Origin of the sequence: Methylomonas fluvii, assembly GCF_014850975.1 — a bacterium.
Lineage (GTDB): Bacteria > Pseudomonadota > Gammaproteobacteria > Methylococcales > Methylomonadaceae > Methylomonas > Methylomonas fluvii.
On sequence record NZ_JACXST010000001.1, the window covers coordinates 414,735 to 438,981 of the forward strand.

At 53.5% G+C, this 24,247-nt stretch carries 16 protein-coding genes; 9 read left to right on the forward strand and 7 right to left on the reverse strand.

What is annotated here, in order from left to right:
- Nucleotides 1–7 precede the first annotated feature (7 nt).
- Nucleotides 8–3,679 (reverse strand): methionine synthase, encoded by a 3,672-nt coding sequence (metH, locus tag EBB_RS02000; RefSeq protein WP_192392237.1) that lies wholly within the window; start codon nt 3,677–3,679, stop codon nt 8–10.
- A 75-nt stretch (nt 3,680–3,754) separates the two neighbouring features.
- On the opposite strand from metH, the gene EBB_RS02005 reads away from it, so the two are divergent.
- A complete protein-coding gene (locus tag EBB_RS02005; protein ID WP_033156854.1) occupies nt 3,755–3,946 on the forward strand; it encodes a DUF2970 domain-containing protein in 192 nt (63 codons plus the stop codon).
- Between the two features lie 54 nt (nt 3,947–4,000).
- Here EBB_RS02005 and EBB_RS02010 read toward each other — a convergent pair whose 3' ends face one another.
- The gene (locus EBB_RS02010; RefSeq protein ID WP_026147058.1) at nt 4,001–4,420 is read right to left on the reverse strand and encodes a hypothetical protein; all 420 of its coding nucleotides are present in this window, start codon (nt 4,418–4,420) and stop codon (nt 4,001–4,003) included.
- Nucleotides 4,421–4,633: 213 nt separating this feature from the next.
- Between EBB_RS02010 and EBB_RS26395 the strand changes: the two genes are divergently transcribed.
- The 3 genes from EBB_RS26395 to EBB_RS02020 all read left to right on the forward strand — a co-directional run bounded on the left by EBB_RS26395 (nt 4,634) and on the right by EBB_RS02020 (nt 7,043).
- Nucleotides 4,634–4,762 carry a hypothetical protein gene (locus tag EBB_RS26395; RefSeq protein WP_020483807.1) on the forward strand — a complete coding sequence of 43 codons (129 nt, stop codon included), beginning with the start codon at nt 4,634–4,636 and terminating at the stop codon, nt 4,760–4,762.
- A gap of 134 nt (nt 4,763–4,896) precedes the next feature.
- Entirely contained in the window at nt 4,897–6,804 is a 1,908-nt protein-coding gene (locus EBB_RS02015; protein ID WP_192392238.1) for a DCC1-like thiol-disulfide oxidoreductase family protein, read from the forward strand.
- A gap of 101 nt (nt 6,805–6,905) precedes the next feature.
- Complete coding sequence (locus EBB_RS02020) at nt 6,906–7,043, forward strand: hypothetical protein (protein ID WP_020483805.1); 138 nt, start codon at nt 6,906–6,908, stop codon at nt 7,041–7,043.
- 388 nt (nt 7,044–7,431) lie between these two features.
- On the opposite strand, the gene EBB_RS02025 is transcribed toward EBB_RS02020, so the two are convergent.
- The 4 genes from EBB_RS02025 to glyQ are packed head-to-tail and all read right to left on the reverse strand — an operon-like array spanning nt 7,432 to nt 11,687.
- Complete coding sequence (locus EBB_RS02025; RefSeq protein WP_192392239.1) at nt 7,432–8,196, reverse strand: lysophospholipid acyltransferase family protein; 765 nt, start codon at nt 8,194–8,196, stop codon at nt 7,432–7,434.
- Nucleotides 8,162–8,704, reverse strand: a complete 543-nt coding sequence (gene gmhB, locus EBB_RS02030) for a D-glycero-beta-D-manno-heptose 1,7-bisphosphate 7-phosphatase (protein WP_192392240.1) — start codon at nt 8,702–8,704, stop codon at nt 8,162–8,164. The genes EBB_RS02025 and gmhB overlap by 35 nt, the downstream gene beginning before the upstream one ends.
- Complete coding sequence (glyS, locus tag EBB_RS02035; RefSeq protein ID WP_192392241.1) at nt 8,701–10,770, reverse strand: glycine--tRNA ligase subunit beta; 2,070 nt, start codon at nt 10,768–10,770, stop codon at nt 8,701–8,703. The genes gmhB and glyS overlap by 4 nt, the downstream gene beginning before the upstream one ends.
- Nucleotides 10,771–10,772: 2 nt before the next feature.
- Nucleotides 10,773–11,687, reverse strand: a complete 915-nt coding sequence (gene glyQ / locus EBB_RS02040; protein ID WP_033156860.1) for a glycine--tRNA ligase subunit alpha — start codon at nt 11,685–11,687, stop codon at nt 10,773–10,775.
- Nucleotides 11,688–11,985: 298 nt separating this feature from the next.
- Here glyQ and EBB_RS02045 point away from each other — a divergent pair, with 298 nt between their 5' ends.
- From EBB_RS02045 to EBB_RS02060, 4 genes are all read left to right on the forward strand, one after another.
- Nucleotides 11,986–14,151 carry a zeta toxin family protein gene (locus EBB_RS02045; protein WP_192392242.1) on the forward strand — a complete coding sequence of 722 codons (2,166 nt, stop codon included), beginning with the start codon at nt 11,986–11,988 and terminating at the stop codon, nt 14,149–14,151.
- A gap of 96 nt (nt 14,152–14,247) precedes the next feature.
- Nucleotides 14,248–14,970 carry a VPLPA-CTERM sorting domain-containing protein gene (locus tag EBB_RS02050; RefSeq protein ID WP_192392243.1) on the forward strand — a complete coding sequence of 241 codons (723 nt, stop codon included), beginning with the start codon at nt 14,248–14,250 and terminating at the stop codon, nt 14,968–14,970.
- Nucleotides 14,971–15,206: 236 nt separating this feature from the next.
- A complete protein-coding gene (locus EBB_RS02055) occupies nt 15,207–16,745 on the forward strand; it encodes a DUF1175 family protein (protein WP_192392244.1) in 1,539 nt (512 codons plus the stop codon).
- Entirely contained in the window at nt 16,715–18,403 is a 1,689-nt protein-coding gene (locus EBB_RS02060; protein WP_192392245.1) for a hypothetical protein, read from the forward strand. The genes EBB_RS02055 and EBB_RS02060 overlap by 31 nt, the downstream gene beginning before the upstream one ends.
- A 315-nt stretch (nt 18,404–18,718) precedes the next feature.
- On the opposite strand, the gene EBB_RS02065 is transcribed toward EBB_RS02060, so the two are convergent.
- Nucleotides 18,719–19,048, reverse strand: coding sequence for a hypothetical protein (locus EBB_RS02065; RefSeq protein ID WP_192392246.1), 330 nt, complete (start codon nt 19,046–19,048; stop codon nt 18,719–18,721).
- A 493-nt stretch (nt 19,049–19,541) separates the two neighbouring features.
- Between EBB_RS02065 and EBB_RS02070 the strand changes: the two genes are divergently transcribed.
- Complete coding sequence (locus EBB_RS02070; protein WP_225587200.1) at nt 19,542–24,236, forward strand: MG2 domain-containing protein; 4,695 nt, start codon at nt 19,542–19,544, stop codon at nt 24,234–24,236.
- The last annotated feature ends 11 nt before the right edge of the window (nt 24,237–24,247 follow it).

A 24,247-nucleotide genomic window follows, 5' to 3' on the forward strand; every position in this document is an offset into this window, starting at 1 on the left:
GAATCGATCAATGATTCAAATGCGCCGCTAACCAACGTTCAGCGACTTCAAGCTTTAAGCCTTTACGCCGCGCGTAGTCTTCCAACTGGTCCTGATCGATCTTGCCGACGTTGAAATACTGCGAATCCGGATGCGAGAAATACCAGCCGCTAACCGCTGCGGTGGGATACATCGCAAAGTTTTCGGTCAGTTCGATCGTGGTATTTTCGGTGACGTTCAGCAATTCGAATAACTTGGCCTTTTCGGTGTGGTCCGGGCAAGCCGGGTAGCCGGGAGCCGGACGGATGCCTTGATAGGCTTCTTCGATCAGGGCATGGTTGTCATGCTGTTCATCTTCGGCATAACCCCAGTAATCGCGGCGCACGGCTTGATGCATGTATTCCGCGAACGCTTCGGCCAGCCGGTCGGCCAGGGCTTTCAGCATAATAGAACTGTAGTCGTCGTGATCTTTTTCGAATTCAGCCAGTTTGGTTTCGATACCGATACCGGAAGTCACCGCGAATCCGCCCAGATAATCGGCAATACTGCTACCGACCGGGGCGATGAAGTCAGACAGACAGTAGTTGGGGCGGCCCGGTGCCTTGACGTTTTGCTGGCGCAAATGATGCAACTTTTCGCGTTGCTGACTGCGACTGTCGTCGGTGTACAACACGATGTCATCGCCATCGCTGTTGGCTGGGAAGAAACCGATGACGGCCTTGGCTGTCAGCCATTGTTCGCGAATCAGGTGTTTCAGCATCTCTTGCGCATCTTCAAACAGTTTTTTTGCTTCGACGCCAACCACGTGATCGTTAAGAATGGCGGGATAACTGCCGGACAATTCCCAAGTCTGGAAGAACGGCGTCCAGTCGATATACCAAACCAGCGTATCCAGCGGGAAATTATCGATGACTTTAGTGCCGAGGAATTTAGGCTTAACCGGCTGATGGCTGGCGTAATCGAATTTGTTCAGCCGGGCTTTTTCCAGATTATGTTGGGGATTCTTGGCGTGCCGCCCCTTGTGACGTTCACGTACCACTTCATACTCGGCACGGGTTTTCTCGACAAAATCGGCTTTTAACTCGTCGCTGAGCAGGGAGCTGACCACGCCGACACTGCGCGATGCATCCGTGACATAGACGGTCGGCGACTGATAATGCGGTTCGATTTTGACAGCGGTATGGGCGCGCGAAGTGGTCGCACCGCCTATCATCAATGGGATGGTAAAGCCTTGGCGCTGCATTTCTTTGGCGACATGCACCATTTCATCCAGCGACGGCGTGATCAAGCCGCTGAGGCCGATCACATCGACGTTTTGCTCACGGGCGGTTTTCAAAATAGTCTCGGCCGGCACCATCACCCCCAAATCGATGACTTCGTAGTTATTGCATTGCAGGACCACGCCGACGATATTTTTGCCGATGTCGTGCACATCACCCTTCACGGTGGCCATCAGCACCTTGCCGTTGGTTTGCCGCTCGCTGCCGTCGACCTCCGCATCCATAAACGGCATCAGATAGGCCACGGCTTTTTTCATGACGCGTGCCGATTTGACGACTTGCGGCAGGAACATTTTGCCTTCGCCGAACAAGTCACCGACCACGTTCATGCCGTCCATCAACGGGCCTTCGATGACATGCAGCGGTTTTTCGGCTTCCAGCCTGGCTGCTTCGGTATCTTCTTCGATGTAATCGGCGATGCCTTTTACCAGCGCGTGTTCCAAACGTTTGGTCACAGGCCACTCGCGCCATTCCAGGGTTTCCACCTTGGCTGCCTGGCCGCTGCCGCGATATTTCTCGGCAATTTCCAGCAGCTTTTCGGTGCCTTCCGGAGTGCGATTCAAAATCACGTCTTCGACGGCGTTGCGCAGTTCTTCCGGAATATCGGCATAAATCGCCAGTTGGCCGGCGTTGACGATACCCATATCCATGCCGGCATGCACGGCGTGGTAAAGGAATACCGCATGGATCGCTTCGCGCACCGGATTGTTGCCGCGGAACGAGAACGAGACATTGGAAACGCCGCCGGAAATCAAGGCATGCGGCAAGGTCTGCTTGATGATACGGGTGGCTTCGATGAAATCGACGCCGTAGTTGTTGTGCTCTTCGATGCCGGTAGCGACCGCGAAAATGTTGGGGTCGAAGATGATGTCTTCCGGCGGAAAGCCGATTTGTTCGGTCAGAATTTTATAGGCGCGGGTACAGATTTCCACTTTGCGCGCCATCGTGTCGGCCTGGCCTTGTTCGTCGAAGGCCATCACAATCACGGCAGCGCCATAGCGGCGCACCAGTTTGGCGTGATTGATAAAGGCTTCTTCGCCTTCCTTGATGGAAATCGAATTAACCACGCCCTTGCCCTGGATGCATTTCAAGCCGGCTTCCAGAATTTCCCATTTGGAAGAGTCCAGCATGATCGGCACTTTGGCGATGTCCGGTTCGGCAGCCAGCAGGTTCAAAAAGCGCACCATCGCGGCTTTCGAATCCAACATGCCTTCGTCCATGTTGATGTCGATGATTTGTGCGCCGTTTTCTACCTGCTGTTTGGCAACTTCCAGGGCTTCTTCGTAACGCTCTTCAATGATCATTTTTTTGAACACTGCGGAGCCGGTGACGTTGGTGCGTTCGCCGACGTTGACAAACAAGGTCTCGGGACCGATGCTCATCGCTTCCAAGCCGGCCAGGTGGCAGCGTTTTTCCAATTCCGGAATCTTGCGCGGCGGATATTTTTCCAGCGCAGCGACGATGGCACGGATGGTGTCCGGTGAAGTGCCGCAGCAACCGCCGATGATGTTCAAATAGCCGCTCGCGGCCCAATCGGCCAATTCGGCGGCCATTTGCTCCGGTGTTTCGTCGTATTCGCCGAATTCGTTGGGCAATCCGGCGTTTGGATGTGCGGAAACGTAAGTGTCAGCGATGTTGGAAAGTTCTTCGATGTATTGGCGCAGTTCCTGGGCGCCGAGCGCGCAGTTGAAGCCGATCGAGATGGGTTGCACGTGTTTCAACGAATACCAAAACGCGGCAGCGGTTTGGCCGGACAGCGTGCGGCCGGAGGCGTCAGTGATCGTGCCGGAGATCATCACCGGCAATTTGTAACCGAGTTTATCGAAAGTCTGTTCTACCGCAAAAATCGCCGCTTTTGCGTTCAAGGTGTCGAAAACGGTCTCGATCAGGATGATGTCGGCGCCGCCGTCGATCAGGCCTTGAGTGGCTTCGCTGTAGGCTTCGACCAAGTTGTCGAAGGTAATATTGCGGAAGCCGGGATCGTTGACATCCGGCGACATCGAAGAGGTGCGATTGGTCGGTCCCAAGACGCCGGCGACGAAACGCGGCTTGTCCGGCGTTAACGCGCTGACTTCCTCTGCCGCCTGTTTGGCAACCCTTGCCGAAGCTACATTGATTTCGTAAGCGAGGTCTTCCATCCGATAATCGGCCATGGCGATACGGGTGGAATTGAACGTATTGGTTTCCAGAATATCCGAGCCTACATCCAGATAGGCGCGATGAATCGCCTTGATTACCTCAGGCTGAGTAATCGATAATAAATCGTTGTTGCCCTTAAGATCGACAGGCCAGTCGGCAAAGCGTACGCCGCGATAATCCTTCTCCTCCAATTTGTAGCTCTGAATCATGGTGCCCATCGCGCCGTCCAGAAACAAAATCCGTTGAGATAGTAACTGGTGTAATCTTTGTGTGCTGTTCATACTGCCTGAGGGTCGTAAGGGTGAATATCGGTGGGCTAGTCCGCTTTATTATCAAACCAAATTTTGAGGGAAATCATGTCTAAACCCAGTCTATTGCATGTCATAAAAAGCGTGTTTGCCGCCGTGATCGGCGTACAAAGCAATAAGAATAGAGAGCTTGATTTTCAGCACGGCTCTTTGCCTGCCTATATTGTCGTCGGGCTGATTGCGACTGTGTTGTTTATTTTAACCATAGTCAGCATTGTATCCGCAGTTACCGGCGGCTGAGGAGTTTCAGCGGTAACGAAGCCCAAGCGGCCTTGGGCTTCGGTGTCAGCAGGGTTAGTTGCTGGAGGTTTTGAAGCTGTTTTTGATGCTGACAAACAACTCTTTGATGCCGCTGAACAGGTTGGCTGGTGTCAGCGCTTGTTTCAAAATAAACTGACAACGAATAAGAGCCACGGCCAGTACACCGGCAAACGGCGGCAGTAATTCGAAGAAAACCGGCATGAACCAGCCGCCGGCGCCTTCCTGGGTTTTTCTATCGCCGACGCTGGTCAGGTCGCGATCATATTCGCCGCCGACATCTTTACCGTCCAAGCCGTCGATGATCATGATGTTGATGTTGTAAAACATCACCTGAATGACCAAGAACACTATGGCACAGCCGGCAACCCACATCAGCACATTACCCGTTTTGGCTTTTATCAGGGTTTGATATACCCAGATTGCCGTCAAAATCATTATTACGCCACCAATCATATCTATTCCCCTTGTTGTAACTGTTTTTATAATTCTCAAAATTCAGGTTGAGAAGGCATACTACCATAATCCACCTGGATGGCAATTGCGGTCGGATGTTTCCGCGATAGCCATGAATCGCTTGACTTTGAAGGTGGCTAAAGTAACATATGAAGCTCGACCGCCAAAGACATGGCAAATTTTATAACAACTAACTAAAGGTAGGAGGCACCCATGGGAGCGATCTTAGATTTAACAGAAATGCTGAAAGAACCGTCGGGCATGATTGGAGCGCTGGTTATCATCGCTGCAGGATACTTCTTTGTGAAATGGGTTTTTGCTGAGCCTAAAGACGAAGAGTAAGCTACACCCCTCGCTTACAAAGCTTTTCTGGAAAAAGCGGCTACGGATAGATCCCGTAGCCGCTTTTTTTTTGCCTGACGCATACCTCGTTCAAATCCCTTATAATCTGTGGACTTTTAGCCTGCCGACCCGCCATGTACAAACTGTTAGCTCAGAAAGTCAATGCTCTTTACTCTAAAAAAGTACCCGCTACCGGCGTAGGCTTTTTCAGGCTTTTGTTCGGGTTGGTGACACTGCAGGAAGTTTTCTTTCTGCTGTATTTCAACCACTTGATATTCGACCCCATCCCGTTTATGGATGTCGAGTTTCCGATGATTCCGTTCTTCCTTTGGCTGTGGGCCCTGGTGGCGTTTTGCTTGGCCATCGGCTACCGCTGCCAGGCGGCCAGTGTTGCTAACTACATTTTTTGGCTGCTATTCGTTAATTTCACGCCTATGCAGCGCGATTTCGACGGCGGCTTCGATTTGTTCATGATCGGCGCCAATTTCTTTCTGATCTTTATGCCTATGGAGCAAGCCTTTTCCGTTGATAGCCTCAGGAAGAAATTGCTGCGCCCCTTCACCCATTATTCTCAATACCCAGCTCCGGAAGTATCCGCACTGACCTACTATCTGCCGGTCGCAATTTGTCTGGGCTTTTTGTATTTCGATTCTGCGATACACAAGATGTTTGCCGAGCATTGGCGCAACGGCTTGGGTGCTTGGTTGCCGTCTTCGATTCCGTATTACATGTCCGCTCTGGATTTGTCCTGGCTGTTAAATATCGAGATTTTGCAGAAAATCATCGGCTACACCATCATCGTATTCCAGTTTACTTTCCTGTTGTTTTTTCATCGCCGCCAGTTCAGATGGTTGTACTTTCTGGTCGGGATTTCCTTGCATTTGGGCATTACCCTATCCTTCAATATTTACCCGTTCGGAATGGGCATGCTGATTTTCTATGCCTTGGTGATGCCATTTGCTTGGTATAGAAATATCGGTACCTTTCTACGGGTCAAACAGCCACTATTGACGGTGTTTTACGACCAACAATGCCCATTGTGCAATCGCACGGTTTTGACGCTGAATCATTTCGACGTTTTGCACGGTGTCGATTTCAAACCCGCACAAGTGTTCGCAATTGACTATCCAGCTCTAGCCGAGTTGGGCGAAAAACAACTGCTGACCGATTTGTACGCGGTGGATGGCGATGGACGGGTTTATGCCGGCGTTGATACTTATTCGCAAATTTTAATCTCGATGCGCTACACCGCGATGATAGGTTGGACCATGAAACTGCCGCTACTTTATCAGTTAATATGCGGGCGCTATCGGGCGATTGCCGATTCGCGGACGCGATTGGCGTGCGATGTGAGCTGTCTGCCGGCATCAGCTGAAAACTTACCACCGAGTTGGTATGAGCGAATTTTCGAAGCGGAACATGCCTTACCGGCCAGAAGTCGGGTACACAAAATCAGCAAAGTGTTGCTGGTGTTGATCTTATTTCAGTTCAACAGCAGCTTTCACTATGGCTTGCTGTACCGCTTGCATGTCGATACCCGCCAGTCGCCGATAACCAGTATGCTGGCGGATATGAGCAACGCGGTCTTGATGATGTCTCACACGTTTTTGGGCATCACCCCGCACGCGCTGTATCTTCACGACCATTTCGAAGGCTATGACCGCTTACTGGCTATTTCCTATTTGAATGCCAACGGTGAAGAGCAATGGTTACCGTTTGTTGATCGGCAAGGCCGCTTGTTGGCGCCGAATTGGGGACGGGTGCACTCCATGTGGGCCAACATCGCGGTAACGCCGAATATCGACGAGCTCCGCTTGAAAAAATTCATCATGAAAGTGACGGCGTTCTGGGGGATAAAGACCGACTTAGACCTGGATAGCACACAATTTATCGTCAAAATGAAAAGAATTCGAGCACCGTTTGTGTGGGAAAAAGACCTCAGGAACAGCAACTTGGCTGGAGAATGGCAAGCAATAGGCACCGCACAATGGGCTGGAAAGGACATAAAGATCAATCTACCGAAGGACATCGATATTTTGTAAACATCTAGGGTATTGCATACTCGGTTTTGTCATGCTATAAATTTTGCGTGCTTGAATTTGAGTACACACAAAAATAAAAAACCTTTAAATCGGAGGATGTTATGAAAAAAGTATTTTCTGTCTTGGCTATGGTGATGATGATTGTAAGCTTGAGCGGTTGCATGGACGACCCAGACCAAGGCAATCCAAAACCAAAAGGCTATGGTTCACCTAGCCAACAAGGTTCAGGGGTTAAATAATCCTAGCCCTGGCAGGATATTCCTTCCTGAGTAAGGCCCACGCATGTGGGCCTTATATTCCTGATTCTTTTCCTCCAAACAGATTTAGTTTGCGCCAAACTGCTTCGGCATGTTTAAATCTCGCCGTGCTTAATTTTTTGTTTAGATTCAGCACGCGCAAAAATATAAAAAACTTTTATTTTGGAGGATGTTATGAAAAAAGTATTATCTCTTTTAGCTATGACCCTGATGATTGTTGGCCTGAGCGGTTGCATGGACGATCCAGATGCGTCAAAACAAAAAGTTTCTAGCTCTACTTCTGTAGCACTTTAATCTTTAAGCTTGAAGAAAAAGGCCCGCGAATGCGGGCCTTTTTTTTGCAGATTAAGTTTTGATTCCCTAATTCGAATTACCCTGCTGTTCGTTCTGCATCGATTTCCAACATCGCTTTATTAATCCAGGCTTCGGCCTCTGCATTAATATCCTTTGATTTTTTATCGATGCTACTAATAGCTGGCCCAATCTTGACCTTAATAACGCCCGGATATTTCAAAAAGCTGTTGCGCGGCCAATATTCACCCGCATTGTGAGCCAGCGGAATCACCGGAAAACCGGATTTTTGCGCCAGCATTGAGCCGCCCGCATTAAATTTTTTATGCGCTCCCGGTGCCACTCGGGTTCCTTCTGGGAATACCACCACGAACAAACCTTCCTGCAAGCGCTGGATGCCTTGATCGATCAGCATTTTTAGCGCCTCTTTCTGATTCTGCCGGTCTATGGCGATGGGTTTTAATGTAGCTAACGCCCAGCCGCCAAACGGAATTTGCAGCAACGATTTTTTCAGGACCGCAGTTTGCGGGGAAATGAATTGCCGCAAAGCCACCGTTTCCCAAGCCGATTGATGTTTGCTGAGGATAATCGCCGCGCTGTCGCGCGGAATGTTTTCCAGCCCTTCCAGTTCATAACTTAAGCCGCAACACAACTTCAGCATAAACAGTAGGCAGTTGATCCAAACATCGGCGATTTTATAGCGCATCGGAAACGGCAGAAAAAACCCGCCCAAAATGGCTACCCCAACAATCAGCGTCGAGAATACTATGTAAATGAATAGTAATGTCGAGCCTAAATAGACTCTGAAATCAGCTTGTCGAGATGATGTGCGTGGCTGCGTCATAAAGATTGTCGAAAATAGGAACGTTGAGTAGGGGATTATCAATAGCGGTTTTTTCGCCTTTCCCGGTTCTGACCAAAATCGGTTTGGCACCGGCTGACTCAGCAGCCTGAATATCGCGCAAGGAGTCGCCAATCGCATAAGTTCGGCTCAAATCGGCTTGCGTGTCGGCGGCAAACCTCTGAAACAGTCCGTCCTGGGGTTTGCGGCAGTCGCAAGTGTCCTTGGGACCGTGGGGGCAAAAATAAATGGCTTCTATGTGTCCGTCGGCCAGCGACGTCAATTGCAGCATTTTGGCATGTATCGCCGCCAGCGTTGCCAAATCGAATAAGCCCCTGGCAATCCCCGACTGATTCGTGATCACCACGACTTTGTAGCCATGCCGATTTAACAGGGCAATGGCTTCCAGGCTGCCGGCCAGCGGCAGCCATTCTTCCGGTGATTTGATAAAGTCGTCGGAATCGACATTGATAGTGCCGTCCCGATCCAGAATAACGTAACGCTCGGTCACGATTGCAGTTTGGAAATATCGGCGATTTTCAAGAATTGATTGGACAATTTGGCCAGTAATGCCAAACGGCTGTTACGTAACGCTTCGTCGTCGGTGTTGACCATCACGTTATCGAAAAACGCATCGACGCTATCGCGTAATTGCGCCAGCCGGCTCAAAGCCAGCGGATAATTCTGTTCGGCCAGCAAGGGCAAAATGTCGGTTTCCGATTGCTCGGCTGCCGCCAACAAATTTTTCTCCGCCGCTTCGACCAGAGCACCAATCGTCTCAGTAGGTGCTTGATCCGATTTTTTCAAAATATTGATGATGCGCTTGTTGGCCGCCGCCAGGCTCTCCGCTTCCGGCAAGGCTCTAAAGCTTTGTACCGCGCGAATACGCAGCATGAAATCCAAAGGACTGGTTGGGTTGACCGCCAAGACCGCTTCGAACTCGTGGCTGGTGTAGCCCTGATCCAGACAATAGCCTTTTAAGCGATCGAACAGAAAAGCGATCACTTTCTGCCGGGTTTCGCTTTTATTAAAGCCGTGGCTGAATTGATCCAACGCCGCGTCCAGCAGTTCCACGACATCCAGCGCAATACCGTTTTCGATCAACACCCGCAAGATGCCCAGTGTAGCTCGGCGCAAAGCGTATGGGTCTTTGTCGCCTGTTGGAATCAAGCCTGCGCTGAAAATACCGGCCAGGGTGTCTATTTTTTCCGCCAGTGCCAACACTTGGCCGATTTGGCCGCTCGGCGTCGCGCCGCCGGACTGCTTGGGATAATAATGTTCTTCCAATGCTAAAGCCACGTCGGCATGTTCGCCGTCCGCAGCTGCGTAATAGCGACCCATCGTGCCTTGCAGATTGGCGAATTCGCCGACCATATTGGTCATCAAATCGGTTTTAGCCAGCAGTGCGGCGCGCTTGGCTAATTCCACATCCGCGTCCAACTTTTCGGCGATCAACGCCGCCAGATGCGCAACGCGTTCGGTTTTATCGAACAAGGTACCCAGGTCTTTTTGGAAGACGATGCTTTTCAGGCTGTCGACGCGCTCAGCCAGCGATTGTTTTCTATCCTGTTTCCAGAAAAACTCGGCATCGACCAAACGCGGCAACACCACGCGCTCATTGCCCTGCCGGATGGAATCGGGGTTGGAGCTTTCGATATTGGCGAAGGTAATGAAATGCGGCAGCAACCTTCCGGTGACATTTTTCACCGGAAAATATTTTTGGTTGGCCTGCATCGTAGTAATCAACACCTCCTGCGGCAATTCCAGAAAACGCGCATCGAAATTACCCACGACCGGCACCGGCCATTCGTTTAATGCCGCCACTTCTTCCAGCAAGTCGTCTTCGATATGGGCAATGCCGCCAACATTGCTGGCCGCCTGATTGGCAGCATCGCGGATAATGGTCATGCGTTCTTCGAAGTCGGCCAGCACCTTGCCATGCTGTTTGAGGATGTCCAAATATTCGTGCGGACTGCCGATGCTCAAATCCAGTGGTGAATGAAAGCGGTGGCCACGGGTGACGCGGCCGGTCGTGCGACCAAGAATATCGGTAATCAGAATTTCAGAACCAAACAGCAAAACCGCCCAATGTACTGGCCGGGCAAATTCGGCATCGAAACTGCCCCAGCGCATGCGTTTGGCAATCGGTAAATTGGCCAGGCTTTTGCGGATAATCTCAGGGATCAACTCGGCAGTGGCTTGGCCTTTCACCGCTTGTTTGAAGATCAGCCATGAACCCTTGTCGGTTTCCAGCTTCTCCAAATCCTCAAAAGACGCACCACAACTGGCGGCAAAACCCAATGCGGCTTTGCTGGGCGTGCCATCGGGTCCGTATGCCGCCTGAATGGCGGGGCCGCGCTTTTCCACAACTTTATCGGCCTGAAAGGTTTGCAGATCGTCTATCAATACCGCCAAACGGCGTGGCGTGGCATAGGCACGGCCTTGGTCGTAGCTCAAGCCGGCTTCTTGCAAACCGGCCAAAATGTTGTCCAGCAAGGCCTGACTGAGTTTTTTCAAAGACTTCGGCGGCAATTCCTCGCAGCCCAGTTCAAACAATAAATGATTGGTCTCGGTCATGATTACGCTCCCTGTCTGGCGAGAATCGGAAAGCCCAACGCTTCCCGGCGGTTGTAATAGGCTTCGGCGACCGATTTGGCCATATTGCGTACCCGTAAGATGTAGCGTTGCCGCTCGGTGACCGAAATAGCGTGGCGGGCATCGAGTAGATTAAAGGAGTGAGAAGCTTTTAACACCATTTCGTAAGCCGGCAGCGGCAAGTTTTTCTCCAGCAGCATCAGGCATTCACGCTCGTAGGTGTCGAAGCATTGGAATAGAAAATCGACATTGGCGTGATCGAAGTTGAACTCGGACATTTCCACTTCGTTTTGATGGAACACGTCGCCATAGGTAACCACGCCTTGCGGACCGCGGGTCCAAACCAAATCGTACACAGACTCCACACCTTGCAGATACATCGCAATCCGTTCCAGGCCGTAAGTAATTTCACCGCTTACCGGCCGGCATTCCAGGCCGCCGACCTGTTGGAAATAGGTAAACTGGGTCACTTCCATGCCGTTCAACCAGACTTCCCAGCCCAATCCCCAAGCACCCAGCGTTGGCGACTCCCAGTTGTCTTCCACAAAACGGATGTCGTGTTCCAGCAAATCCAGGCCCAGATGCCGCAATGATCCCAGGTACAACTCCTGGATATTATCCGGCGACGGCTTCATGATCACCTGAAACTGATAATAGTGCTGCAAGCGGTTGGGATTTTCGCCGAAACGACCGTCGGTCGGGCGCCGCGAAGGTTGTACGTAAGCGCTGTTCCAAGGCTCCGGACCGATGGCGCGCAAGAACGTGGCGGGGTGGAAAGTGCCGGCACCCACTTCCTGATCCAAAGGTTGCAACAACACACAACCCTGATTTGACCAGTATTCCTGCAAGGTCAGAATCAGGCCCTGAAAAGTAGAGACATCGTTTTTGCTAATCGACACGTCGGGAGCCACTTGATAGATAAAAAATGAGTTTATTGTACCTGAAAAGTGCTCGCCAGAGACGTCAACGGGGCTTTGAAGAATCGTACTAATATCGCTCCAGACAAGCAGAATCTGTGCATTGATATTCCGGCGCCGTCATCACCAGGAGCGCTATACCACGCCGCAACTGACTTCTCAGCCGCCAACAATGGTAGCTCTCCGATGAAAGACATTCAGCCAATATTCCTTCTCCGCCAATAACCAGTTAAGATCAGCTCCCAGAAAATAATAACTATAAAAAATAAGAGGGTGGATCATGCAAAACCCCAGTCGGCACATTCCGGGTTACCGACCGCTGAAACGCCTGCGTACTGCACTGGCTATTGCCCAAGGAGCCGGTTTATTGTCGACCTTGCTGCAAGAGCTGGAAATCACTGTTTCGCACGACCAGACCAAGCGTGTCACTTATATGACCGGCTTGTACTCGCGCATTCATCGCGAAATGTTCAGTGATTGGAAGGAACAGCCCACGGTCACGCACCGGCCCGGCACCATGCCGGATGCCGGTAAGCGCAAACAGTTTCGCGTGGCCATCGAGCGTTTGGTGTTGGATGGTGACAGCAATAGCGATACGGCGATTTTCGACAACAACGGCTTTGTGATTCATAGCGACGACATCGCCGAGCGGCTTGCCAACTTTTATCACTCGTTACGCGTGATCCGGCCTTATGGCTACGGCAATCGCATCACCCTAGATTTTTTCATTACCGCGCTGGGTAACCTGCCGGCCTTCAAGGCCGTCTACGAACAAGGCATCGATTTTCGCCGCCTAACCGCCGAAGACGCCTTGGTGTTGCACGATCACGGCAGCCAGCACCGGGCCCTGAGCCGGGCCTTTGCCCACGCCCTCGATCCCCGGCGGATCAAAAGCCTACATAACAGGGCCAACCGCTACGGCAAATGGCCGGAGAACAAACGCTTTTTGCTGGGTATTCCATTCCTGTCGCATACCACGAGCGACGGCATCGAATGCCTAGTGACGGTGACCGGCGGCCTAGTGCCGTTGAGCAGCATTACCGCCGAACAACTGATCGCCGGCCAGCACTTTGCCGACAATCCCTTGAGCGTGTCCGAGCACATCATCGGCTATCTGCCGGGCACCGAAGATTTGCGCGCCCCCGGCAAATTCGAGATCGACGCAATCCCGATCCGCGAAGACGGTGTCGCCCCGCTGTTTTGCCTGGACGTGAACATGCTCACCGGCTTGCGTTCCCCCAGCCAAGCCGAATTAATAGACTTATTGAAACAATGCGCCGGCGAGCAAGCCAATCTGTTTTTATTGGCGGACAACGAAGCCTTAAAACAAAAAATGCTGGTCGCTGCCCGCCACGAAGTGCGCTTGCGCCGTACCGTGGAAATTGCCTACGAGCGTCTGGCTAAAATTACCCGGATTTTAATCGCTGCCCGGGACGCTATTTTTGCCGGTAAAACCCCGGTAGACCAACCGCAGTTTCTGATGAGCATGGGCGGCGCCGGGGCCGGTAAAACCGCGGTCGAAGAAATCGCCACGGCGCTATGCGGCGACAATTTCGTCATCGCCTCCCTGGACGAATTCAGAAAGCTCAGCGATTTGTACCGTTTGTTGACCGCCGCCAATCACCATAGCGACGACTACGTTTACGTCGAGCCCTTCGCCAATCGGCTGCGCGACTTGGTTGCGCAACAGGCCCGCGAGCTGCGGATCAATATTCTCTACGACGGCACCGGCATTCCCTATTCGCCGCGCTATTCAACCGCCATCAAACACTTCCAGGCCGCCGGCTTTCGCACCCAGATTGCCGCCGTCGATGCATTTCTGGTGAAACCGGTCGGGCGGGAACTGGAATTGTCGCGTTCCGGTGTGATCGGCAGCGTGAAGTCGCGTTTTGAAGCCACCGGTCGCGCCTTGCCCTGGGTAGTCACCATCGACAAACATATTCGTTCGCCGCAAGAATTTCTTAATGCCCTGGAAGACACAGCGGTAGCGAAAATCTCCTTGTTCGCCAACGATGGCGAGCGCGACCGGCATTATTTGGTCGCGGAAAGCTTTTTGTGCAGCGATGCGGAACTGGAGCAATTGCAACAGCAGCAACTGACTGGCAACTTGGTCGCGCATTTACAGCAATTGATCCGCCAGCATCCGGATTCGGTGTTGAAAAGCTTGGCCGGTATTTGCGACGAACAACTCGCTGCGTTGATTGCTCGCAACCCGGATTTAAGTGAGGACAACGTGGGCTATTTAATCTACAAAGGCAGTGAAACTAATCGCGTACTGCTGGTTTATCACCTGAGACGGATGATCGATTTTGTGGAAAAACGCCAACTCAACCCTAACGCGTCCGGTGAGGAAGGCTTGCTGCACAAACCGGTGGCGCTGGCATTTCATGTTGACCCGAATGCGAAAGACGCTTGGATTACCCGTTTGCAGGGGACGCAGGAATAACTTCATCCGTGGTTACTACCCTTTTGGGAGGGTTGTGAGCCACTTTCTGAGTCTATAGAATAAAGCATCGAATTTAAAATCATGAGAGACCTTGCAATGAAATCGTTCGTTTTAAGCAAATCGTTTGTAGCAGCTGGAGTATTGCTGTTATCCAGCGCCCAAGTTTTTGCGTCGCCCATAAGCCTCGGTTTTACGCGTGTTACCAGTAACAGTAGTCAAAACGTGGCGAGCCAATTGAGTGTTGAAGTATTCAATCAAGCCGATGCTTTTTCAATTTTGAACCAAAGTATCGGCACCAATGACGTGTTATTCACCTTTAAAAATGCTGTTGGCATTGCTTCCAATATTGCCGAAATCTATTTTGACGATAGCAATTTTCTGCTGTCTCAATATGCTCCGTTTCTACAGCTTGGTGGCACTACCGATTTCGGCAGTACCTTGAACCCAAGCAATTTGCCAGCCGGCAACACACTGGCTAGCCCTTTTGTTGCAACTTCCGGCTTTGGTGCGGACGTTAATCCAGGCAATCCCAGTAAAGGGATCAACGCCAGTAACGATTTACTGGGTATTCGTATAGCATTGCAAACTAGCGTTAGCTTTTTGGACCTTGGGCGCGGCTTGCAAGACGACGTATTGCGTATCGGCTTACATGTCAGATCAATTGGCGCGAACGGAGATAGTGATTCATTTGTTAGCAACGGCGATACAGCCGGCGGCGGCGGTTTAGGTTCTCCGATTCCGCTGCCAGCTGCTGCCTGGATGTTCTTGAGTGGTTTGGTTGGCTTTTTGGGTCTGCAACGCCGTCGGATTTCAATTTAATTCTGACCTCGGCATATCCGGCTAATAACAGGCGCTTATCGGCTACCCTTCTTTTGCCGTTTATCTCTTGACTTAAGAAGATCCCTCGCTCCAGGCGGAACGAGGGATTTTTTTTGCGCCAAAAAATCTGGTCTGTCCACGTTACGCAGAACAACCGGCAGTTAGATTTGCCGTTAGCCGATTTGCTTGCTACATTTCCAGCACTGATTACATCCCATAGCCCGATGGAGGCCTCAATGCGGATACCTCATTTGTTCGATGCCCGCCGGCTGGGCTGCTTTGCCGCCGTGCTGCTGGTTTTATCGACTCAAAGCTTCGCCGCGCCTAGCGACGATCCGGATATTCTGGCCCGTCGTGGTCAGCAACATCCAGTCCCTACCGGGCCGGCCACAGCGCCAACGTTGACACTAAGTAAGCCGGCCGGCGGTTGGACCAGCGGTCTGCAGATCACGGTAGCCGGCACCTGTTCCGACCCGGCAGCCGATCCGATTGTGGTCAACATCAACGGCGTGCGTTATTACGTGCGCAATACCAACGGCAGCTTTTCCAGGGCGTTTCCAGCCGCAAAAGGCAAGAACACCGTGATTGCCGAATGTGCCAACAGCGCAGGTGTCGCCAAAGCTTCGACCACGGTCGATGCAGTGATTTCTTCGATTGGCCTGAAAGTAGTGCTAACCAGCGACAGCGACGGCGTCTACACCGACTTACATATCTATGAGCCGGATAACAGCCATGTATATTGGGCCGATACTAATTCCAACAGCGGCGGCATCTTCTTTTTAAATCAAAACGGCGACAATTTCGATCAACCCGGCTACGGGCCTTATCTTTACGTGCATCCGGCCCCGCCGCTCGGCGTGTTCCGCATCGACACCAATTATTGGCCGGGCGGCGCGGTGCAACATACCCTAGCCAATCTGGACGTTATTCTCGACGAAGGCTTACCCACAGAAAGCCGGCGCCGCGTGCAAAAACCACTGGCCCGGCCCGGCGAAACCAAAACCCTGGCTTACGTGGTGATCCAAGGCAACCGCCAGCCGGCGAAAATCTATGTACCCGGCCAGGATGCCGAACGGGATATGCCGGCGGAAGTGAAGGAATACATCAAACACGAACCCAAGCGCGAAGGCGAGGCCGAGGATGGCGCGGCAGAATTGGGCTATCTGCCTCCGCAAGACGCCGACGCGTTGCGCCAAGTCGTCACCGATGTGGCCTTGCTGCAAGCCCGCAAACTCAGCCCACTCTGGGAACCCAAACAACGCGATTGCGCCGGCCTAGTTAGATTTGCCTATCGCACCGCTTTAGAACCTCGCGACGCCACCCGCACCGCCAAACTCGGCGTCCCGGCCAAACTAAAATTGCCACCTTTATCCGAACAGGCCCGCAAAGCCATTCCGGACTACCCGCAAATCTGGCAAACCGGCCTGAGTAACGGTCAACCGCGTTACGGCCATTTTGCCGATGCCGAAACCTTGATCGGCTACAACTTTCGTTTGAAATCCCGCGACCTGGCTGCGGCACAAAGTGGCGATTTGTTGGTTTATCAAAAACCTTTGGTCAACGACGAGCCCTATCACTTGATGCTGTTTGCTGCCGGTCATCCGCAGAATCTGGCGGTGTACCACAACGGCGCCCAGGGCGAAGAAGCCCAGGTGCGGGTGGTCAGCGTCGCCGAATTATTGCAATCGCCCGATCCGGTGTGGATCCCCCGCCCGGAAAATCCCTATTTCCTTGGAGTGTACGAATGGAACCGCTTAGCCCCGCAAAACGCCTGACCGTGATCGTCTCGGCGGCGGTGCTGACCGCTACCGCCGGCATCGTTGGCTACCAGGATTATTCCCGGCAACCCTTAAGCCGCTTGATGCGCGCCGGCCTGCCCTTGCTGGATCTCACTGTAAAATTGCGCGATGCGGTCAACAACGATTTGGACGCCAACACCTCGTTGGTGGGCAGCAATGACGAAGTGCCGGCCGGCGACGACCATTGCCCAGCCTTGACCGGCGGCGATGTCGGCTCAGGTACTACGATGGACGTGACTGTGCAGCGCCCGGCCGATTGTCCAAAGAAGGCAACTTGGTATGTAAAGAAACATCCGGTGGCGTTTACCCTGAATTTCAATCAGGGCGAAGCGTTTTTAAACTGGTGGGATGCGCAGCCGCAAGTGCAAAGCTTAGTCGGCAATCGCTTCGTACAAGGCCTGTTTTTCGGCTTGCTGCAAAGTCTAAAAGTCAAAGCCGAGCAACTCAACCTGGAAGGCCTGCAAGGCGAATTTCTGGCGCAACTGCTGCGCGACGCCATCGCCGCCAACGCCGAGCTGCATTACGACATGGCCCACGCCAGCCAGGGCTGGGTCATCAGCTATTCGCGCAGCGACAGCCAGTTTGCCGATCAAGCCATGCCGGCCTTGGCCGGCGTGTTGGCAACTAGTGGTTACCGCCTCAATAAATTGCCGGAACCGATCCTGGAAACCCGCATTGGTTTGCAAAAGCTGTTTTTCACTCAATTCCGCGAGCGGATTTATCTGGCGCAAAGCTTGGAAGCCTTGCTCAACGTCATCGACAGCATCGCCCCGCAAAGCCGCCGCAGCGATGCGCCATTGAGTTTGACCTTACGCAGCGAAGCCTTTATCGATAATTTGCTGCCGGTGCTGACCGGGGCGCCGACCTATCCGTTGCAATGGGATTTTGTGTTGAAAGACGGTCAACTGGGTACGCTGAATCTGCCAGCTGCGGCTTGGCAAGCCCAATTGCACGGGCAATTATTCGAAGGTGTGTTAGCCAGTATTCCGCATGACGCTTTTGCCGGCGTCGCCGCCAGCTTGGCCCTATCGCCCGATCTGACTACCGAAGACTGGCAAGCATTGGCGGCGAACGGCCCGTCTCCCAATCCGCCCGGCATCGAGCCGGCCGGTGTGGGCCTAGTTTGGGATTTCACCGCCGACAGTCCGACCGGCGCAGTCGGCGTCATCGTCGCCAATCCTCAGCAGCCGCAAGCCAGCGCGGCCTATTCTCAATATTTAAAAAATCCGGATCTCGGCGCGGAATGTGCCGGCGGCAGCTTGTTCCTGGCCGCCAGCTCGGAAAGCCTGTTGACCCGAATGAAAGACGCCTGCAATAAACAATCCTTAAGTCCCTTGGATTGGCAGCGCGGCGCCGAGAAGCAGCGTATGCAAGCGGCGCAACTGACAGCCTTCATCAACCCCGGCGCGGCGGTGCGCGAACTGTTTCTGGCTGGTGGCGCGGGCGTTGCCCAAGAAGCCAACGAGTTTGCGCCGCGCTGGCAGCAAGACTATGAAGCCGCCAAGGCAGCGATGCGGCAGGAGGGGGATAAGTTGTTTTTGAGCTTGCCGATTTTGAGTTATGCGGGAAGGATTGAGGGGGATTCTAGTGCTGTTTTGGCAGGTAAGTTGATAGCTCAGGAAGGTGGGAAATGAGTGGGTTTTTGATCTTGTTGTTGAGTTGTTTGGAGAATGTGTCGCTATCGCGACGGGCTGTTTAATGTCGGTTCGCGGACCGACAGCCGCGATACTTTCTTTTGCGTGGCCAAAAGAAAGTATCCAAAGAAAAGGCCACCCGAACGCCGCTTGTTTCCTGCGCGCCGAAGCTTTTGCCGAGGGTTTTCGGAAGGGGCTTCCCAGCCCCTCCGAAAACGAGCGGCATCCCTGCCGCCCCCCTATCGGGCTATTCTCGGCAAAAGCTTCGGTGCTCGGCGCGGCATACGGGATAAAACCACTGGCTGCCATGAGTTTTCAAGAAAAAATTGAATGCCAATTGTTATAAAGGCAAAAACCGATGGGAGCGATAGCGTAGACGCATAACCAAGCGGCTTCTGAAAATGAAGGATAAAACGATGGGCTGCTCACCCGAACGAAATATAAAAACAAAATGCCGGGCCACAGAAAACAAATAGTCGCTAACACATCTGTTTTTAAGCCAAATATTGGCGGAAGACCAATCCATAAAATAAGAAAACCGAAAATTAGATAAATAGCTGAAAAACCAATAACGACCCAACCTTGCGGAGTTGACAGTAATGGGCCGCGAAGAAAATCAGCTATCGGGCTATGCAGGTAGTCCATGCAGCTTTTCCATATTTCAACAGGAAATCCAATGTTAGCTCAGTTTGCTTCTGTAAGTGCCAGGTTTTTATCCCGTATGCCGCGCCGAGCACCGGAGGCTTGGAACGGATCAGCCCGACAGGGGCGATGCAGGGATGCATCGCGTTTTCCGCAGGGGCTGGGAAGCCCCTGCGGAAAACCCGGTTCCAAGCCTTCGGCGCGCAGGGCTGAAGCGGCATCCGGGTGGCTTTTCTTTTGGATACTTTTCTTTGGCCAAACAAAGAAAAGTATCGCGGCTGTCGGTCCGCGAAGCGACATCAAGTTACCCGTCGCGACAGCGACACAAAATCCCAATGCCCTACTCAAAGCCATCAGCCATTTCTTACTGCTAGTAACATTACTAACCTCAACCGCTTCATGGGCCGGCAGCCCATTTTATTTAACCGCCGAACGCAGCTTCACCAACACTGAAGCGCCCAACATCCGCCTGGACTACACCCTAACCGACCAACCCATGCTGTTTCGGGTGCTGAAAGCCAATAATCTGGAATCCTTTCTGGATGGCCAATTCAACGTCAGCCGCAGTTACGAGCAGCCGGTTAGTGAGCTTAATCCCGGGCATTACTTCGCCAAGGGCCTGAACAACGCGCAATCTCCGCTGCAGTTGCTGCGCGGCATGCTGGATGTGGAGTTTCGCAAGTCTTTAAAAGAAACCAACTTCAGCGGTTCGGTGCTGACCGTCACCGAAAAACCGTTAGTGTCGGTGCCGCAGCAGGTGTTGGTGGCACCGCCGAAGGGTTTTACGGTAGTGAAGGAAAGCTATCTGGATTTGCTGCGCAACGGCCAGCAAACCCATGATTTGGGTTGGTGGTTTAACGAAGACACCTGGAGCGAGCATCGTTATAAAGTCCGCCAGATTGCACTCGATCTGTTGCCGGACGGTATTTATCTGCTGCAAGCGGTGCAAGGCAAGAACGAAGCGCAGTGTCTGATTCAGGTCAGCAGCCTGGCGGTGCAGGTCAAGCAATCCAGCGAGCAGCTGCTGGTGCGGGCGATGAACCGCGATTTGCAACCGCTGGCTGGCGCCAAAGTCAGTTATCGCGATGGTCGTGGCCGCTGGCAAACCTTGCCGGCCGGCACCAACGCCGCCGGCGAGCTGAGCTTTAACAATCCCGACGGCGTTCTGGACGGCAAATTGCTGGTTCGAGTCGATGCGCCGGCCGCCAAACCCGGCGAAGCGGCGCGTACCGCGCTGACCGCTACCGACTTTCTGCCGACGCAAGCCAAGGACGACGCGGTATTCGTGATGACCGACCGGCCGATCTTCAAGCCTGGCGAGACTTTTTTCTACAAAGGCATCGTGCGTAATTTGCAGGACGGCCAGTTGCGGATTCCGGCCTTTCAATCCAAACAAACCGATGTGTCGCTGATTCGCGCCGACGGCAATGCCACCGGTTTGCAAGGCCAGACGCAGTTGACCGACTTCGGTTCGTTTTCCGGCAGTTTCGATCTGGATGCCAGCCAGACGCCGGGCTTGTATCGTTTGTTGGCGGAGATCGATCACAAAGCTTACGGCGGCGAATTTCGGGTGCGCGATTACATCAAACCCACGTTTTACCTGGAATGGCTGGATCGCAGCCCGCTGGTGCAGGCTGGTCAGCCGTTTAAATTAAAATTCCGCGCCAAACGCTACAGCGGTGGCGTGCCGCAGAACGTCAAATTCGAGGTGTTTCTGTACCGGAAAAAATTCGAAGCGCCGCAATTCGTCACGGAAGCGGGCGCGGGGTTGACGGCTGGCAACGATTATTTCGGCCAAGTTAAATCCGCCGCGCCATTAACTCAGCCGCAACGCTTGTACAGTTCTATCGAAGAACGGCAAGCGGTCGATGCCAGCAACCCTTGGGAAACCGCCGCCAAGCTGGACGAAAGCGGCGACGGCAGCTTCGAATTTACCGTGCCCACCTCAGACAAAGAAACGCCGGATCAGGAATGGATTTATTCCTTGATGGTGCGCGCCCAGGACGCGGCCGGCGGCAATGCGATTTTGACCGACAGCATCTACGCTACTTTGTCGGAAGCACAACCAGCGGTGCGTTTTAACAAAACTGTGGCGGCGGTGGGCGATCAGGATTTGCAGCTACTGCTGCAATCCAGCTATGCCGACGGCAAACCGGCTGCTAAGGCTGGCGGCGTGGTCGATGTGATGTTGGAACAACCCGGCAGTGGCAAGCGCAGTCTGGTGAAACTGGATTTTGCCACCGACGAACGCGGTCAGCAAAAGCTCACTATCCCGGCCTTGAAGGAATTCGGTCGGCTCACCGCTGTGGCCCGTCTGGAAAACCTGGATGGCAAAAATCTTAGCCATCCGGCCAGCTCGCAGCCCAGCACTTTAATCGTGGCCGGTAATGGCGGCGAGGCGGTGGCGGACAATCCGGAACTGGAGTTGTACACACCCACCACCATCCTCAGCCCCGGCGAGCAAGCCAAGGTGTTCGCCTTATTGCCCAAGGCCTGGGGCAATAACGAAAGCGGCGCGATCTGGGAAACCGTGGCCGGCGCGCGTTTGTTCGATAGCCGCAGCGCCCAAGCTCAAGGCCGCAGCCGCTGGTTTGAAGTGACTGCCAAACCCGAATACGGCACCGGCTTTTACCACACCGTGACCGTGCCGGTAGCTGGCGGCAAATACAAGGAACAAACCCTGGGTTTTCGTATCGTGCCCTGGGAAAAGCGTTTGCAAATCGCTATCGAGCCGGAAAAAGCCGAAACCGAACCGCTGAAACCCACCCAAATCAAGCTGCAAGTCAAACGTGCGGACGGCAGTCCGGCAGCGAATACCGAAATCGCGGTATCCATCGTCGACCGCGCAGTGTATGCGGTGCAAGCCGAGTTTCGGCCCGGCATTTTCGACTTTTTCTATCCGCTGCAACGCAGCAATTTAGCGACCTTCTACTCCGACGATCTGCAAGGCTACGGCTACGCAGACTTGCTGCGTAAACCCAACTTCTCGCTCAGCGCCTTGAAAAGCCAAAGCAAGTTGGCGAAAAAAGCCATGCGCGACACCGCCGGTTGGTTTCCGCATGTGGTTACCGACGCCAAAGGCAGAGCCACTATTGATGTGGATATGCCGGCCAACGTCACCGAATGGCTGGTCACGGCGGTTGCCAGCGATAAGGACGGCCGCCTCGGCGAAACCACCGGCCAATTCCGTAGCGTCACCGATGTAGCGGTGGACATGGTTGGGCCGCAATTTTTGCGGCAAGGCGATGAAGTGGACTTAGCGGTGAAACTGACCAACCATTTGGCCCAGCCGGTGAAACTGGCCGGCAGCATCAGCCTTCCGGACACCCTGCCTTTGCAAAGCGGCGAAACCGCGCCGCAAGCCGAACTGGCCGGCAAAGCTGAGCAACTGTGGCCGTTGCGCTTAAGTGCCAACGACCGGCAAGGCGCGCCGGCGCTGAAGGTGGCTTTAAAGGCCCCAGCCGGCGTGCGGGTCGGCGGTGCCGAGGAATTTGAGATTCCGTTAAAAGCCGCCGCGCTGCCGCAGGTGTTTAGCAGCGTGCAACAGGACAATCTGTTGCGTATCGATCTGCCCCCCCAAGCCGAGCCTCGGCAAGTGACGGTGCGGGTCAACTCCGGTCTGTTGGGCGCTGCGCTGCAAGCGGCGGCCATGCTGGTGCAATACCCTTACGGTTGCACCGAGCAGCTGGCGCACAGCACCGTGCCGAATCTGGTGTTGCTGGATTTAATCGCCCGCGCCGGCCTGCAGCCCGAGCAATTGGGACCGCTGGAAAAGACTTTGCAACGCGCCAAACAGAATGCGGCATTGGGTGTGCGTAAATTGATTCAAAATCAAAAATCCGACGGCGGCTTTGCCTTGTGGCCTAGCGACAGCGAAGCCACCGTGCCGGTGACTTTGATCGCATTACAAGCCTTGAAATACGCCAACGAACTGCAACTGGAGGGGGTGAATAACGCCTACTACAAAGGCATGGAATGGCTGAATCTGCACGGCGAAGGCAATACCCTGCTGGATGGTTTTGTGTTGAGCGGCTTTGCAACGGTGGGCTATGCCTACAACGCACCTTGGCAACAGCAAGCCGATTTTGTCGAAAAAACACTTGCGAATGCGCATGCCGGGGCCGACGACTTGGTCGCGGCTTTGCGTATGGTCAAGGCCTACGAAAATCAAAATTGGCACAGTTTTAATCAACAGTTCAAAGACCGGCCGCAGCTGAAAAACGACTTGGTCAAACGCTTACAACTAGCCTTGGATGCCATCGACCTGGCTAGCTATCAACGTCAAGATGGCGCGTTGTATAACAGCTTGGGTTTTGGCTTTGGGCTGCCCAGCCTAGTCTCCTCTGGCTTGGGCGTGTTAAATGATGTACAGGCCTTGCCACCGGCGCTGGAAGCCAAGCTGAAACGCCTGCTGTTGCAAACCCAGCAAAACGGCTATTGGCAATCCACTTACGATACCGCGCAGGTGATTTTCAACAGTCGCGAATTGCTCAGTAAGGAAGCGGTCGCCGCTGCCAAGCAGAGCGCTCGCAGCATTTCGATCAGCAGCAAGGAAGGATTCACGTTGGGCACCTTGCAGCGTATCCCCGGCGGCTATCTCGGCAACTTCAACCGCTTTGGCGACACGCCTGATCTCAGCGAAATCCGGCTCGCCGAGCTGAATGCCGACGAAATCGCCAGCGCCACAGTTGGCGTTGAGGTGCCATATCCGGCTCTCGCGGCCCGCGCCGCCGGTCTGGAAGTACAACGCAGCTTCCGCCGCATCACCGCCAAAGGCAGCGAGTTGATCGACATGAGCCAAGCTTTGAAACCCGGCGACGTGGTAGTCAGCGAAGTGCGGGTCAAACGCAGCGCCGACGCCGGCCGGCCTACACCCGGCAGCGAGTTTGTGGTCATCGAAGACGGCATCCCCAGCCTGGCGGAAGGCCAGGAAAACGACGAAACCTACCTGGCCGACGCCAAAATCCAAGCCAAAGACGACAGCTATTGGGCCGGAATCAAGGAAACCCAACGCTACCCGGATCGCATCATCCGCGTCGCCAAACTCCAAGTCGGCGGCGAATTGACCTTGTACCAAGTCTGGCGCGTCGCCCGAGCTGGCAGTGCTTCAATCCCGCCAGCGAGTGGCTTTGATATGTATAACGAAGTGGTGCAGGGGAATAGTTTGGCGGGGCGGGTAGTTGTCCGGTAATGTTAACCAAA